The 14,660-nt window shown below is 49.1% G+C and carries 11 protein-coding genes; 6 read left to right on the plus strand and 5 right to left on the minus strand.

What is annotated here, in order from left to right:
* Positions 1 to 117: 117 nt before the first annotated feature.
* The 4 genes from gyrA to HMPREF2696_RS10900 all read left to right on the plus strand — a co-directional run bounded on the left by gyrA (position 118) and on the right by HMPREF2696_RS10900 (position 6,276).
* Complete coding sequence (gene gyrA, locus HMPREF2696_RS10885) at positions 118 to 2,889, plus strand: DNA gyrase subunit A (protein ID WP_049335215.1); 2,772 nt, start codon at positions 118 to 120, stop codon at positions 2,887 to 2,889.
* 64 nt (positions 2,890 to 2,953) lie between these two features.
* Positions 2,954 to 4,795 carry an excinuclease ABC subunit UvrC gene (uvrC, locus tag HMPREF2696_RS10890; RefSeq protein WP_070588481.1) on the plus strand — a complete coding sequence of 614 codons (1,842 nt, stop codon included), beginning with the start codon at positions 2,954 to 2,956 and terminating at the stop codon, positions 4,793 to 4,795.
* Positions 4,796 to 4,822: 27 nt separating this feature from the next.
* On the plus strand, positions 4,823 to 5,572 hold the full coding sequence (aroD, locus tag HMPREF2696_RS10895; protein ID WP_004520356.1) for a type I 3-dehydroquinate dehydratase: 750 nt from the start codon (positions 4,823 to 4,825) through the stop codon (positions 5,570 to 5,572).
* 134 nt (positions 5,573 to 5,706) lie between these two features.
* Entirely contained in the window at positions 5,707 to 6,276 is a 570-nt protein-coding gene (locus tag HMPREF2696_RS10900) for an acetate uptake transporter (RefSeq protein WP_004520357.1), read from the plus strand.
* 77 nt (positions 6,277 to 6,353) lie between these two features.
* Here HMPREF2696_RS10900 and yfaE read toward each other — a convergent pair whose 3' ends face one another.
* The 3 genes from yfaE to nrdA all read right to left on the minus strand — a co-directional run bounded on the left by yfaE (position 6,354) and on the right by nrdA (position 10,698).
* The gene (gene yfaE, locus HMPREF2696_RS10905) at positions 6,354 to 6,653 is read right to left on the minus strand and encodes a class I ribonucleotide reductase maintenance protein YfaE (RefSeq protein WP_003686421.1); all 300 of its coding nucleotides are present in this window, start codon (positions 6,651 to 6,653) and stop codon (positions 6,354 to 6,356) included.
* 105 nt (positions 6,654 to 6,758) lie between these two features.
* On the minus strand, positions 6,759 to 7,892 hold the full coding sequence (gene nrdB, locus HMPREF2696_RS10910) for a class Ia ribonucleoside-diphosphate reductase subunit beta (protein ID WP_070588482.1): 1,134 nt from the start codon (positions 7,890 to 7,892) through the stop codon (positions 6,759 to 6,761).
* 526 nt (positions 7,893 to 8,418) lie between these two features.
* Positions 8,419 to 10,698: a class 1a ribonucleoside-diphosphate reductase subunit alpha gene (gene nrdA, locus HMPREF2696_RS10915; protein WP_070588484.1), complete on the minus strand. Its 2,280-nt coding sequence runs from the start codon at positions 10,696 to 10,698 to the stop codon at positions 8,419 to 8,421.
* A 391-nt stretch (positions 10,699 to 11,089) separates the two neighbouring features.
* Here nrdA and HMPREF2696_RS10920 point away from each other — a divergent pair, with 391 nt between their 5' ends.
* Positions 11,090 to 11,422 carry a stress response protein gene (locus HMPREF2696_RS10920; RefSeq protein WP_070588486.1) on the plus strand — a complete coding sequence of 111 codons (333 nt, stop codon included), beginning with the start codon at positions 11,090 to 11,092 and terminating at the stop codon, positions 11,420 to 11,422.
* Between the two features lie 51 nt (positions 11,423 to 11,473).
* Here the strand turns inward: HMPREF2696_RS10920 and HMPREF2696_RS10925 are convergent, their stop codons facing one another.
* Together HMPREF2696_RS10925 and HMPREF2696_RS10930 are read right to left on the minus strand one after the other, a co-directional pair.
* Positions 11,474 to 12,208, minus strand: coding sequence for an epoxyqueuosine reductase QueH (locus HMPREF2696_RS10925; RefSeq protein WP_070588487.1), 735 nt, complete (start codon positions 12,206 to 12,208; stop codon positions 11,474 to 11,476).
* Positions 12,209 to 12,307: 99 nt separating this feature from the next.
* Positions 12,308 to 13,765, minus strand: a complete 1,458-nt coding sequence (locus HMPREF2696_RS10930) for a patatin-like phospholipase family protein (RefSeq protein WP_070588489.1) — start codon at positions 13,763 to 13,765, stop codon at positions 12,308 to 12,310.
* A gap of 139 nt (positions 13,766 to 13,904) precedes the next feature.
* Between HMPREF2696_RS10930 and recO the strand changes: the two genes are divergently transcribed.
* The gene (recO, locus tag HMPREF2696_RS10935; protein WP_070588490.1) at positions 13,905 to 14,648 is read left to right on the plus strand and encodes a DNA repair protein RecO; all 744 of its coding nucleotides are present in this window, start codon (positions 13,905 to 13,907) and stop codon (positions 14,646 to 14,648) included.
* Positions 14,649 to 14,660: the final 12 nt, after the last annotated feature.

The following is a 14,660-nucleotide window of genomic DNA, read 5'->3' on the forward strand; positions in this document are numbered from 1 at the left end:
TTAAATAACGAAGGCCGTCTGAAATCCTGTTTCAGACGGCCTTCACGCAAAAGCCATAAACCGCTTGTTTTGTGGTAGAATCAACAAGATTTTTGCCATACGAAATTACAGATAATCATGACCGACGCAACCATCCGCAACGACCATAAATTTGCACTTGAAACCCTGCCTGTCAGCCTTGAAGACGAAATGCGCAAGAGCTACCTCGATTACGCCATGAGCGTGATTGTGGGACGAGCCCTGCCGGATGTCCGCGACGGTCTCAAGCCGGTACACCGCCGCGTGTTGTACGCGATGCACGAGTTGAAAAACAACTGGAATTCCGCCTATAAAAAATCGGCGCGTATCGTCGGCGACGTTATCGGTAAATATCACCCCCACGGTGATACAGCCGTTTACGACACCATCGTCCGCATGGCGCAAGACTTCTCCATGCGTTATGTACTGATTGACGGTCAGGGCAACTTCGGTTCTGTCGACGGATTGGCCGCAGCAGCCATGCGTTATACCGAAATCCGCATGGAAAAAATTTCCCATGAAATGCTGGCGGATATCGAAGAAGAAACCGTCAATTTCGGTCCCAACTATGACGGCAGCGAACATGAGCCGCTGGTATTGCCGACCCGTTTCCCGGCGTTGTTAGTCAATGGTTCGTCCGGTATTGCCGTCGGTATGGCAACCAATATCCCGCCGCACAATTTGGGCGATACCATCAATGCTTGCCTGCGTTTGTTGGATGAGCCTGAAACTGAAATCGACGAGCTGATCAACATTATCCAAGCACCCGATTTCCCAACCGGCGCAACTATTTATGGCTTGAGCGGTGTGCGCGAAGGCTATAAAACCGGCCGCGGCCGTGTAGTGATGCGCGGTAAAACCCATATTGAGCCTATCGGTAAAAACGGCGAGCGCGAAGCCATCGTTATCGATGAAATCCCATATCAAGTAAACAAAGCCAAGCTGGTTGAGAAAATCGGCGAGTTGGTACGCGAAAAAACGTTGGAAGGCGTATCCGACCTGCGCGACGAGTCCGATAAATCCGGTATGCGTGTCGTGATCGAATTGAAACGCAATGAAAATGCCGAAGTCGTTTTGAACCAACTCTACAAACTGACCCAGCTGCAAGACAGCTTCGGTATCAACATGGTGGCCTTGGTTGACGGCCAGCCGCGCTTGCTGAACCTGAAACAAATCCTGTCCGAATTCCTGCGCCACCGTCGCGAAGTCGTTACCCGTCGTACTTTATTCCGCCTGAAAAAAGCGCGTCATGAAGGCCATATTGCCGAAGGTAAAGCAGTTGCCTTGTCTAATATCGACGAAATTATCCGCCTGATTAAGGAATCTGCCAATGCGCCGGAAGCCAAAGAAAAACTGCTGTCCCGCCCATGGCGCAGCAGCTTGGTTGAAGACATGCTCAGCCGTACGGATTTAGACCTGCACATGATGCGCCCTGAAGGCTTGCCAGAGAATTTGGGCCTGCATAGCCAAGGCTATTACCTGAGCGAATTGCAAGCCGATGCCATTTTGCGCATGAGCTTGCGTAACCTGACCGGTCTCGATCAGGAAGAAATTGTCGGCGAATATAAAAACCTGATGAGCAAAATCATTGATTTCGTGGATATTCTTTCCAAACCTGAGCGCGTTACCCAAATCATCCGCGAAGAATTGGCAGACATCAAAGCCAACTTTGGCGATGAGCGTCGCAGCGAAATCAATCCGTTTGGCGGCGATATCGCCGATGAAGACCTGATTCCGCAACGTGAAATGGTCGTTACCCTGACTCATGGCGGCTACATCAAAACCCAGCCGACTACCGATTATCAGGCGCAGCGTCGCGGCGGCCGCGGCAAACAGGCAGCGGCAACCAAAGACGAAGACTTTATCGAAACCCTGTTTGTTGCCAATACGCATGATTATTTGATGTGCTTTACCAATTTGGGCAAGTGCCATTGGATTAAAGTGTACAAACTGCCGGAAGGCGGCCGCAACAGCCGTGGTCGTCCGATTAACAACGTTATCCAATTGGAAGAGGGCGAAAAAGTCAGCGCGATTTTGGCCGTCCGCGAGTTCCCGGAAGACCAATACGTTTTCTTCGCCACTGCACAAGGCATGGTGAAAAAAGTCCAGTTGTCTGCGTTTAAAAACGTCCGCAGCCAAGGCATTAAAGCCATCGCGCTTAAAGAAGGCGATTACTTGGTCGGCGCAGCGCAAACCGGCGGTGCGGATGACATTATGTTGTTCTCCAACTTGGGCAAAGCCATCCGCTTTAACGAATATTGGGAAAAATCCGGTAACGATGAAGCAGAAGATGCCGATATCGAAACCGAAAACGAAGATTCAGACGGCCTGGATGATGAAAATGCCGAAAACGCATTGCCAAGCGGCAAACACGGTGTCCGTCCGTCCGGTCGCGGCAGTGGCGGTTTGCGCGGTATGCGCCTGCCGGCCGATGGCAAGATTGTCAGCCTGATTACCTTTGCCCCTGAAGCCGAACAAAGCGATTTGCAAGTATTGACCGCTACCGCCAACGGCTATGGCAAACGTACCCCGATTGCCGATTACAGCCGTAAAAACAAAGGCGGCCAAGGCAATATCGCTATCAATACCGGCGAGCGCAACGGCGATTTGGTTGCCGCAACTTTGGTCAGTGAAACCGACGACCTGATGCTGATTACCAGCGGCGGTGTCCTGATTCGTACCAAAGTTGAGCAAATCCGCGAGACCGGCCGCGCTGCCGCAGGCGTGCGTCTGATTAATTTGGATGAAGGCGAAACCTTGGTCAGCTTGGAGCGCGTGGCCGAAGAGGCTGAAGATGAAGCCGCTTTGGAAAGCGATGCAGCTGAAAACCAAGTGGTAGAAGCTGAAGATACTCCGTCTCAAGAATCTTAAACGTCAATGAAAAAGGCCGTCTGAAAAGTTTTCAGACGGCCTGCTTATTCCAAAAGAAAATCCCGTGAGCGCAACCGAACCGTTCGATTTACCTCTTTTTCTGAAAAATCTGCCCAATCTACCGGGCGTGTACCGTTTTTTTGACGAAGACAACAATGTTTTGTATGTCGGCAAAGCGGTCAATCTCAAGCGGCGCGTTTCCAGCTATTTCCAAAAAAACGACCATTCGCCGCGCATCGCATTGATGGTAAAACAGGTTCACCATATCGAAACCACCATCACGCGTTCTGAAGCCGAAGCGCTGATTCTCGAAAACAACTTCATCAAAGCCTTGTCGCCGAAATACAATATTCTTTTCCGCGATGACAAAAGCTATCCTTATTTGATGCTCAGCGGCCATCAATATCCGCAAATGGCGTATTACCGCGGCACGCTGAAGAAACCAAATCAATATTTCGGCCCATATCCTAACAGCAACGCCGTGCGCGACAGCATTCAAGTGTTGCAAAAAGTCTTTATGCTGCGTACCTGCGAAGACAGCGTATTCGAGCATCGCGACCGTCCTTGTCTGCTGTACCAAATCAAACGCTGCACCGCGCCTTGTGTCGGCCACATCAGCGAAGAAGATTACCGCGACAGCGTGCGCGAGGCCGCAACTTTCCTCAATGGCAAAACCGACGAATTGACGCGCACCTTGCAACACAAGATGCAAACTGCCGCCGCGAATCTGCAATTTGAAGAAGCTGCCCGTTACCGCGATCAAATCCAAGCACTCGGCATCATGCAGAGTAATCAGTTTATCGACAGCAAAAATCCGAACAATCCCAACGATATTGATTTGCTCGCGCTGGCGGTTTCAGACGGCCTGGTTTGCGTACACTGGGTCAGCATACGCGGCGGACGGCATGTCGGCGATAAAAGCTTTTTCCCTGACACCAAAAACGATCCCGAGCCAAACGGGCAAGATTACGCCGAAGCCTTCGTCGCTCAACACTATCTGGGCAAAAGCAAACCCGACATCATCATCAGCAACTTTCCCGTTCCCGATGTGCTGAAAGAGGCTTTGGAAGGCGAACACGGCAAGCAGATGCAATTTGTCACCAAAACCATAGGCGAACGAAAAGTCTGGTTGAAAATGGCGGAACAAAACGCACAAATGGCGATTGCACAACGCCGCCTGCAACAAAGCGGTCAGCAACACCGTATTGATGAACTGGCCAAAATCCTCGGCATGGATTCAGACGGCCTCAACCGCCTTGAATGTTTCGATATCAGCCACACGCAAGGCGAGGCCACTATTGCGTCCTGCGTTGTGTACGATGAGCAAAACATCCAGCCTTCACAATACCGCCGCTATAATATCACGACCGCCAAGCCTGGCGATGACTACGCCGCCATGCGCGAAGTGTTGACGCGCCGTTACGGCAAAATGCAGGAGGCCGAAGCCAACGGCGAAAGCGCCAAATGGCCAGATGTCGTGTTGATTGACGGCGGCAAAGGGCAAATCGGCGTAGCCGTATCAGTATGGGAAGAACTTGGGTTGCACATTCCTTTGGTCGGTATCGCCAAAGGCCCTGAGCGCAAAGCCGGTATGGAAGAACTCATACTGCCTTTTACCGGCGAAGTCTTCCGCCTGCCACCCAACAGCCCGGCCTTGCATTTATTGCAAACCGTACGCGATGAATCGCACCGCTTTGCAATTACAGGCCACCGAAAAAAACGCGACAAAGCACGCGTTACTTCATCACTCAGCGAAATCCCCGGTATCGGCAGCAAACGCCGCCAAGCATTGCTTACCCGATTCGGCGGTCTGCGCGGTGTGATTGCAGCCAGCCGCGAGGACTTGGAAAAAGTGGAAGGCATCAGCAAAGCCTTGGCGGAAACCATTTACGAGCATCTGCACTGATTGGCTTGAACAGCAAAAAGGAACAATATGAAACCTGTCATCATCAAAAATATCGAGATCGGCAAAGGCCTGCCTAAAATTGCCGTGCCGCTGGTGGCCGCCAATACGCAGGAATTGGAGCAGGCTTTGCGCGTATTGAAAGAGACGGCTTTTGACATTATTGAATTTCGTGCAGATTTTTTTCAAGAAGCGCTTGATGCCGATTTTATTACCGAACAATTAGGCATTGTCCGACAGGCTTTTCCTGACAAGCCTTTACTGTTTACGTTTAGAAGGGCGCAAGAGGGCGGCAATACACCTTGTTCGGATGACTATTATTTTGAATTATTGGAAAAAATCATCCGTTCCAAACAAGCTGATATGATCGACATTGAGCTTTTTGCCGAGGAAAATGGCGTAAAACAAACCATAGCTTTGGCACATGAACATCAAACTGCCGCCTTGCTTTGCAATCACGATTTTCAAGCCACGCCGTCTTTGGTAGATATTACAGGCCGTCTGAAAACAATGGCCGAGTGGGGCGCGAATATCTGCAAAATTGCCGTGATGCCGCAATCGTCGCAAGATGTATTGACCTTATTACAGGCAACATATGATGTTTCACAAATTATCGACCGCCCGATTATTACTATGTCTATGGGTAAAATCGGAGCTGTCAGTCGCTTGGCCGGCTCGACTTTCGGCTCGGCCGTTACCTTTGGTGCGGCACAAAAAACGTCGGCCCCCGGCCAAATTGATGCCAACGAATTAAGGAAAATCTTGGCAATTTTGGGATAGTTTAATTATTAATATTCAAGGCCGTCTGAAAAATATTTTTCAGATGGCCTGATTTTTTTAAATTTATTTCTTTTAATTTTAAATAAAATAGGTAACAATGGGTTTCCTATTTTAATAACCAGAGGAGAAATAAAATGACTACTACTAAAGAAAACCTGGCGAATCCAGGTCCAGTAGGCCTGTGTGGCTTTGCATTGACAACTTGGTTGCTCAGCCTGATTAACGGCGGCTTTTTTACTGCTCAAGAGGGTGTCGGCTTAGTTTTGGGCATGGCTCTCGCCTTTGGTGGTATCGCCCAAGTTATTGCCGGCATGTTTGAGTTCAAGAAAGGTAATACGTTTGGCTTTACCGCTTTTATCAGCTATGGCGCCTTCTGGTGGACATGGGCTTTGTTTACCATCTTTTTTAAAGGTGAAACAGCCCCGGCATTTATCGGTTGGTATCTCTGCGCATGGGGTATGTTTTCGCTAATGATGTTTGTGGCCACCTTGACCAAGCCTAAAGTATTGAGCGGTATTTTCTTTTGCTTGACACTGACTTTCTTTGCATTGGGTATTGGCGATGGCATGGAAAATCATAGCATCGTCCATATCGGCGGTTGCTTAGGCTTGGTAACTGCACTTGGTGCGTTCTACTTGGCAGCGGCAGAAGTCATCAACGAATCTTTCGGCAAGACGGTTTTGCCGGTTGGCGAACGTAAGTAAGCTTGACCATACAAAATGCCGTCTGAACGGTGGAAATGAAATCAAAGATTTCGGCCACAATGTTCAGACGGCATTTTTTATTTATCTTCAAATAAATCGACATCAAATAAGTCCGGCTCTTTGATGCGCTCCCGACAATCGAGCTTGATATCTTCAGTAACCCGACAGCAACACGGCAAAATTTCTCCGGGCGCGACAAAAGCGAGCGGAAAATTATCATAAGAGACTTTTCCATCCAAGATTTTGACCCGGCATGAACCGCAATAACCGCTGCGACATTGGTATTCAACCTCGTGACCGGTGCGCTCCAAGCCCTCCAATAAGGTTTCGCCTTGTTGGAGTTGGAAGGTTTTGTCGTGTGTGCTGATGAGTGCCATATGATTTGTTTGGATTGGAAAGGCCGTCTGAAACGGTGTAAAGACGAAATCAAAGATTTCTGCCACACCGTTCAGACGGCCTTGATCATAAAACCGAATGTTCGATTACAGCTCGAAATCGCCCAAATCGTCGGCATTGACTTCCGAATCAATCTGACCGATTAAGTAAGAAGAAATTTCCACTTCCTGCGGCGCAACCTGTACATTGTCAGAAGACAGCCATGCGTTGATCCAAGGAATCGGATTTTGGGTCGCACCTTCAAATCCGGCAGGAAGGCCAACCGCCTGCATACGCAGATTGGTAATGTATTCGACGTATTGAGCCAGAATTTCCTTGTTCAGACCGATCATTGAGCCGTCTTTAAACAGATAGGCCGCCCATTCTTTTTCCTGCTCGGCTGCTTTTTTGAAGAGATTGAAACACTCGTCCTGCAATTCATTCGCAATTTCAGCCATTTCAGGATCATCGGCACCGGCACGCATCAGGTTGAGCATATGCTGGGTGCTGGTCAAATGCAGGGCTTCATCGCGGGCTATCAGCTTGATGATTTTGGCGTTGCCTTCCATCAATTCGCGCTCGGCAAAGGCGAACGAGCAGGCGAATGAAACGTAGAAGCGGATGGCTTCCAATACGTTGACGCACATCAGGCAGAGATAGAGCTTTTTCTTTAACTCACGCAAAGATACGGTAACAAGCTTGCCGCCGACATTGTGCGAACCTTCGCCCAACAGATTGTAATACTGAGTGTATTCAATCAAATCATCGTAATAGCAGGCAATGTCCTCAGCACGAGCGATGATGTATTTGTTTTGCACGATATCATCGAACACGACTGACGGATCAGTCACGATATTGCGGATGATATGAGTGTAGCTGCGCGAGTGGATGGTTTCGCTGAAGCTCCACGTTTCAATCCACGTTTCCAGCTCGGGAATAGACACCAAAGGCAAGAACGCAACATTCGGGCTGCGGCCTTGGATCGAATCGAGCAGGGTTTGGTATTTCAGATTGCTGATGAAAATATGTTTTTCGTGTTCGGGCAGATTGGCGTAGTCGATACGGTCGCGCGACACGTCGATTTCTTCCGGCCGCCAGAAAAACGACAGCTGCTTTTCAATCAGTTTTTCAAATACTTCGTATTTCTGCTGGTCATAACGGGCAACATTCACCGGCTGACCAAAAAACATTGGCTCTTTCAGCGCGTCGTTTTTGGTTTTGGAAAAGGTGCTGTAGGACATAGTTAAATGTTCGCATGACATTGTAGAAATCCTTTAAATAAAAAAAGCCCGCAGTAAAAACTGCGAGCTGGTTATTATAACCGATTACCGTAATGGTGGTCGGCGAAAATGCTTGCGAACATGTTCAAAGTTACCATTACGGAAACGATGATAAGCTCTTACAGGAACAGTTTTCCCGCGCATTCAAGCTCCTTTCATAAAGCACAAAGTGTATTTTTTGTGTAGAAAACTAAACTCTACAAAAAATAAACACTTATATTGAGCTCATGAGATTTAGCTTGTACTAACCTTAAAATCGCAGTATCATTCGAATTCTAGCAATAAATCTAATGAAATCATACGATTGAGTTAGGTCTTTAGGTTCTCATGAATGACCTAAAGAAATTTTTAACGTACGCCAATACGTTAAAAATCTTTCAATAGCTTGATACACGCCAATGTATCAAGCTATTTTCATTTTTTAGAGAACTTCTTAATTTCAGACGGCAGTTTAGATATGTAAAAGGCCGTCTGAACTCCTTCCTTATCAAATCTTACAAGCCCCGCCTGCGCAGCCGTCATCTTGAATATCAGCCTGCGTATCGTCCGCTCCGTCGCGGGTGTTATGGTAGTACAGGGTTTTGACGCCGTATTTGTAGGCGGTCAGCAGGTCTTTCAGCATTTGTTTCATGGAAACTTTGCTGCCTTCAAATTTGTTCGGATCGTAGGCGGTATTGGCGGAAATCGATTGATCGACGAATTTTTGCATTACGCCGACAAGTTTCAGGTAGCCTTCGTTGCCGGGAAGCTGCCATAGGGTTTCGTAGGCATCTTTCAGGGTTTCAAATTCTGGTACGACTTGTTTCAAAATACCGTCTTTTGATGCTTTGACCGTTACCAATCCGCGTGGAGGCTCGATGCCGTTGGTGGCATTGGCAATTTGCGAGCTGGTTTCAGACGGCATGAGTGCGGTCAGGGTAGAGTTGCGCAGGCCGTATTTGACGATGTCGGCGCGCAGGCTTTCCCAGTCGTAGTGCAAAGGCTCGTTGCACACGGCGTCCAAGTCTTTTTTGTAGGTGTCGATGGGCAGTTTGCCTTGCGAATAAACGGTTTGGTTGAAGAGCGGACATGCGCCGTATTCTTTGGCAAGGTTTACCGATGCTTTGAGCAGGTAATACTGCATGGCTTCAAAGGTGCGGTGGGTCAGGCCAAGCGCAGAGTCGTCGCTGTAACGTACGCCGTTTTTCGCCAGATAGTAGGCGTAGTTGATGATGCCGATGCCGAGCGTGCGGCGGTTCATGGTTGCGGTGCGTGCTGCTGCAACCGGATAGTCTTGATAATCCAACAGGGCATCAAGTGCGCGTACGGTCAAATCGGCAAGCTCTTCCAGTTCGTCCAAGTTGTTCAATGCGCCCAAGTTGAAGGCGGACAGAGTACACAAGGCAATTTCTCCGTTCGGATCGTTGATGTTGTCCAAAGGTTTGGTCGGCAGGGCGATTTCCATGCATAAGTTGGACTGATGAACAGGCGCAACGCGCGGGTCAAACGGGCTGTGCGTGTTGCAGTGGTCAACGTTTTGGATGTAGATGCGACCGGTACCGGCGCGCTCCTGCATCAGGGTGGAGAACAATTCTGTTGCCGGCAAAGTACGTTTGCGGATGTTTGGATCTTGCTCGTATTGAGTGTAGAGGCGCTCGAATTCGTCTTGATCGGCGAAGAAGGCATCATACAAACCCGGAACTTCATTCGGCGAGAACAGGGTAATGTTGCCGCCTTTAATCAAGCGGGTGTACAGCAGGCGGTTGATTTGCACGCCGTAGTCCAGTTGGCGGATGCGGTTATCTTCCACGCCGCGGTTGTTTTTCAATACCAACAGGCTTTCGGCTTCGATGTGCCACAATGGGTAGAACAAGGTTGCAGCGCCACCGCGTACGCCGCCTTGCGAGCAGGATTTAACTGCCGCTTGGAACATTTTGAAGAATGGGATACAGCCGGTGTGTTGCGCTTCGCCGCCGCGGATTTCACTACCTAAGCCGCGGATACGACCGGCGTTGATGCCGATGCCTGCACGCTGGGAAACGTATTTCACAATCGCGCTGGTGGTGGCGTTGATGGAGTCGAGGCTGTCGTCACACTCAATCAATACGCAGCTTGAGAATTGACGGGTAGGCGTACGCACGCCGCTCATGATAGGCGTAGGCAGCGATACTTTGAACGTGGAAACGGCGTCGTAAAAGCGTTTGACGTAATCCAAACGGGTCTCTTTCGGATATTTGCTGAAGAGACACATGGCCACCAAAATATATAAGAACTGCGGCGTTTCATAAATTTGGCGGGTAACGCGGTTTTGAACCAGATATTTGCCTTCCAGCTGTTTTACGGCAGCATAAGAGAAGGTCATATCGCGGCTGTGGTCGATATAGGCATTCAGCTCGTCGAATTCTTCGCGGCTGTAATCTGCGATGATGTGGCGGTCGTATTTACCTGCTTCGGTCAGTTTTTTAACGTGATCGTAGAGGTGAGGCGGTTCGAATTCGCCATAAGCGATTTTGCGCAGATGGAAAATGGCGAGGCGGGCGGCCAGATATTGATAATCGGGCGTATCTTGTGAGATTAGGTCGGCCGCGGCCTTGATGATGGTTTCATGGATATCGTCGGTACGGATACCGTTGTAAAACTGAATATGAGATTTGAGCTCGACTTGCGATACGGAGACGTTTTGTAAGCCTTCTGCCGCCCAAGTAACAACACGGTGGATTTTGTCTAAATTGATATCTTCCAAGCGTCCGTCGCGTTTGGTTACTTTAATATTCGTTGCTGCATTCATTGTTCAGTCTTCCCATTAAAAAACACAAGATACGGTATGTGATTGCTTTGAACGGCACAATATAATGTATTTTTCTTTGTTTAACTAGACTTGACAATGCGCTTTTTTCGGGGTGTGGATTAGGGGATGGGAGGCTTAAACTAGATTTTATGTGGCTTTGTGGCGATTTGGCATTATTTTGCGTTTGCATCACATTTGGCCAGACATTGGCTAGAGGCTTATGAAATAAAGAAATTTATATTCAGGTTTCGTCTAAATGGAAGGTATGTTAAATTTTGCAAAGCAAGTAGTATGATGTAGTAATTAACCACATTTTTGTCATGTAAAAAATGGGCGTTTTGCCGGTGCCCTGGCGAAACATATAATGGAAAAACTATTTAGGAGGCGAATCATGTTAATGTTGAGAAATTTAGGTTCCGCACTGGCGGCGGTTGCCGTATTGAGCTTGGGTGCTTATTCTGCTGAAGCGGCGGCCAAACCGCATGGCCATCATGTGAGCAAACACCAGCAGGCGAAGAAAAACAAATTGCATCCTGCTTGTAAGAGATACCTTGAGCGTCGTGCTGCTTGGTATCGCTATAAAGGCAACAAGGCCGAGTTGAGGGAAAACCGTAAAGCGGCAAAAGCGTTCCGCGGTTTGCCTTATGCCGAGCAAAAAATCCAATGCCAAGCTGCTTATCAGGCATTTGATGATTTTGATCACGGCAAATTCCGCCGCCGTTAATCGTCTGATTTAAGCAAAGGCCGTCTGAATGTTTCAGACGGCCTTTGATTTTTATTTCTCAACAATGATTTTATTTTCGGCTTGAGGCTCGTATTGGGTGGACTCATCACCGTAATACAATACGCCTAGCTTGATGGGGATGCGGCCTTGCGATTTGCGGTGGGCATTGGAGTCGCGCAGGGAGTAGGCGCAACCGCAGTATTCTTGTTGGTAGAAATGCTCGCGCTTGCTGATTTCGATCATGCGCGCGCTGCCGCCACCTTTGCGCCAGTTGAAATCCCAATAAACCAAGTCATCGTACGGTTCGGCAGCACGATGGCCGCAGCCGTTGATCTGTTTCATGTCTTTCCAGCGTGAAATGCCCAGTGAGCTGGTGAAAACATGGAAGCCGTTTTCATGGGCGTATTGGGCCGCTTTTTCAAAACGCATATCGAAACACATGGTGCAGCGGATACCGCGTTCGGGTTCAAATTCCATGCCTTTGGCTTTGGCGAACCATTCTTTGCGGTCGTTTTCGTAGTCATCGTCTTTATCGACAAAGGGGATGCCAAATTTGTCCGCAAAGCGCATGTTTTCTTCTTTGCGCAACATATATTCTTTGTGCGGATGGATATTGGGGTTGTAAAAATAAATGGTGTAGTCAATGCCGCTGGCAAGCATGGCTTCCATCACTTCGCCGGAACATGGGGCGCAGCAGGAATGCAGCAGGACTTTTTTATGGTCACCGGGTGGAACGAGGATGGGGCGGTCGATATCGGTAACGATAGGCGTGGTTTTTTCGGTCATGGTTGTATTCTGTTTTTGATATTTTTTTCAGACGGCCTTTATCTCTGAGGCCGTCTGAAGGGGTTGAAATCTATTTGTCTATTTTAACAGAGCAATACTTTATGGAACAGATTGTTTCTGTGTTTCTTTTTCGTTTAACGGTTTGAAATCTTTAGCGTCCGGCGGCGGTTCGGCAAAGATGGCATCGGGATTGTGGTGTGCCGCAAATTCTGTCAGCAGGTTGCGGTAGTCCAACGATTGCTTCATCAGTTCGGCAGCGGCGGTACGCAGGTTGTCGACATCTTCCGGCGGCAGATAAAAACTGGTTGGAATGTTCAATACTTTTTCCCTCAGCTCGGAAGGAGGGAGGTCTTTGAGGTTGAGGCTGACGAAGGAGAAGCTGATGCCGTCGGTTTGTTTGTCTTTATTCCACTGATCGACGAAGGCACGGAAACGGCGCAGGGATTCTTGCGAGTTTTGGTCAATGGGGATATTGACGATGGAGGAGACGACGTCGCGGAAACCGGGAACGGCCGCGGTTTTGTCTAAATTGCTGCTGACTTGGTTTTGCGCATTGACGTTGATGACGACGATATGGCGGATGTTGTTTTGCAGGATTTTGTTTGTCAGGATTTTTTCCGGGTACATTTCCGTCATATCCAAAAGGCTGCGCATACCCAGATTGTCGGTCAGGCCGCCGTCTATCAGGTGGATGTAGGGTCGGTTTTTCCCGTCTGCGTATTTTTGGAAGCGCTCGTAAAATTCTTTTATGGTGCGGCTTTGTTGTCTGCCTGTTTCGCTGTCGTCTGCATCTTCGATTTTGATCGGCGGCGTGTAGCTGCAGCGTCCGCCGTTGTTGTTTAGGGTAATCGGTGCAAATACCATAGGCACGGAGCTTGAAGCTGCGACGGCGCGGGCAAGTCGCAAGTCGCCCAAGTCGATACACATCGGGTCGAAATATTCCTGCGTGAAATTGAAACGCTCGCCTATGCCCATATCGGTGGCGGAAATGATGGCAAACGGGCCCTTGGCATTTTTTTCCAAATCGCGGAAAGTGGTTTTGCCGAAAAGGTAGTTTTCAAACTGCTCCTGCAACAGATCGCCGCGTCCGTATTCAGGCGAGGCCAGTCGGGGCAGATTGGACATGGAGAATGCCTGTTTGACGACTTGGCGTTGGAAGTTTTGGTGTAGGAAACGTTTATAAAACAAGGGAATGGTTTCTTCGCCCTTGAGTGCAAAATAAGCCGCCAAAACCGAGCCGCTAGATACGCCGACAACGACATCGACGTTGGCCAGCAAGGATTTTCTTTTGCCGCCGATGGTTACCTGCTGCTGGTTGAGCTGTTCTAAAACGCCGTAACCCAACGCCGCCGCACGTGTTCCTCCGCCTGAAAACATGACGACAATTAAGGTATCGTCATCGTCTTCCCGCTGGAGTTTGCTGGTTTCAAAGCGGTAGCCTTGCTTCAAATCGACTGCATCAATACCGGCAACGGGTTGGTATTTCACCAAGGAGCAGGCGGATAATAGGGCTGCAGAGAGCAGGGAAAGGGCGGATTTAAAAGGGAATTTCGGCATAAACACAGGAAAGTCAGTTATTCATTCAAAACGGATTATAAAGGTTTTCAGACGGCCTTTATAGAAGGTGGACTTTCAGACGGCCTTTTGTGTCGATTTTCCGTTATAATCGACACAATCTTTATCTTTCCAAACCCTTATGGCGCAACCAAACCGCATCAACCACGAACCTATCTTTCTGCTTGCTTCCGCCCCGTGGCGCGAGAGCAGCTTGTGGGTGGAGGCTTTCAGCTGCCGTTATGGGCGGGTGGCTTTATTGGCCAGAAGCGCGCGCAAACGGCAGAGCGAATTGCGCGGCGTGTTGGTGCCGTTTGTGCCGGTGAGCGCGTCTTGGTATGGCTCGCAAGAATTGAAGACCCTGCATCGCGCCGAATGGATAGGAGGTTGGCCTCAGCCGCAGGGCAGAGCTTTGTTCAGCGGATTGTATGTGAACGAGCTGATGCTGAAGTTGACCGTCCGTGAAGACCCATTGCCCGAGCTTTACGATGTTTTGGCGGAAACCATGAAAACCATTTGTTGCGAGGCCAACCACATTGCCGCTTTGCGCCGTTTTGAATGGACGCTACTGACACGCTTGGGCTTTGCCCCCGATTTGTTCCATGACGGCAACGGCAATGAAATCAACGGCGAAGAAACTTATTGGCTCACACCGGAAGAGGCTGTGGTGCCTTTGGCCGAGGCCGACCGTTTCCATCCGCTCAATAAAGGCGTTGCCGTATCGGGTGCGACGTTAATCGATTTGAGGGAAGGCAGTTTCGTTCATCAGGAAAGCCTCGGGCAGGCTTTGAAAGTGACGCGGCTTTTGATTGACAACCTTCTGCCCGAGGGCATTAAGTCTCGGCAGGTTTTGCAGCAGTTACAGCAGTTTGGCTTGGGCAGTTGAATTTTTTTCAGA

Source organism: Neisseria sp. HMSC058F07 (assembly GCF_001810035.1).
GTDB classification, from domain to species: domain Bacteria; phylum Pseudomonadota; class Gammaproteobacteria; order Burkholderiales; family Neisseriaceae; genus Neisseria; species Neisseria perflava.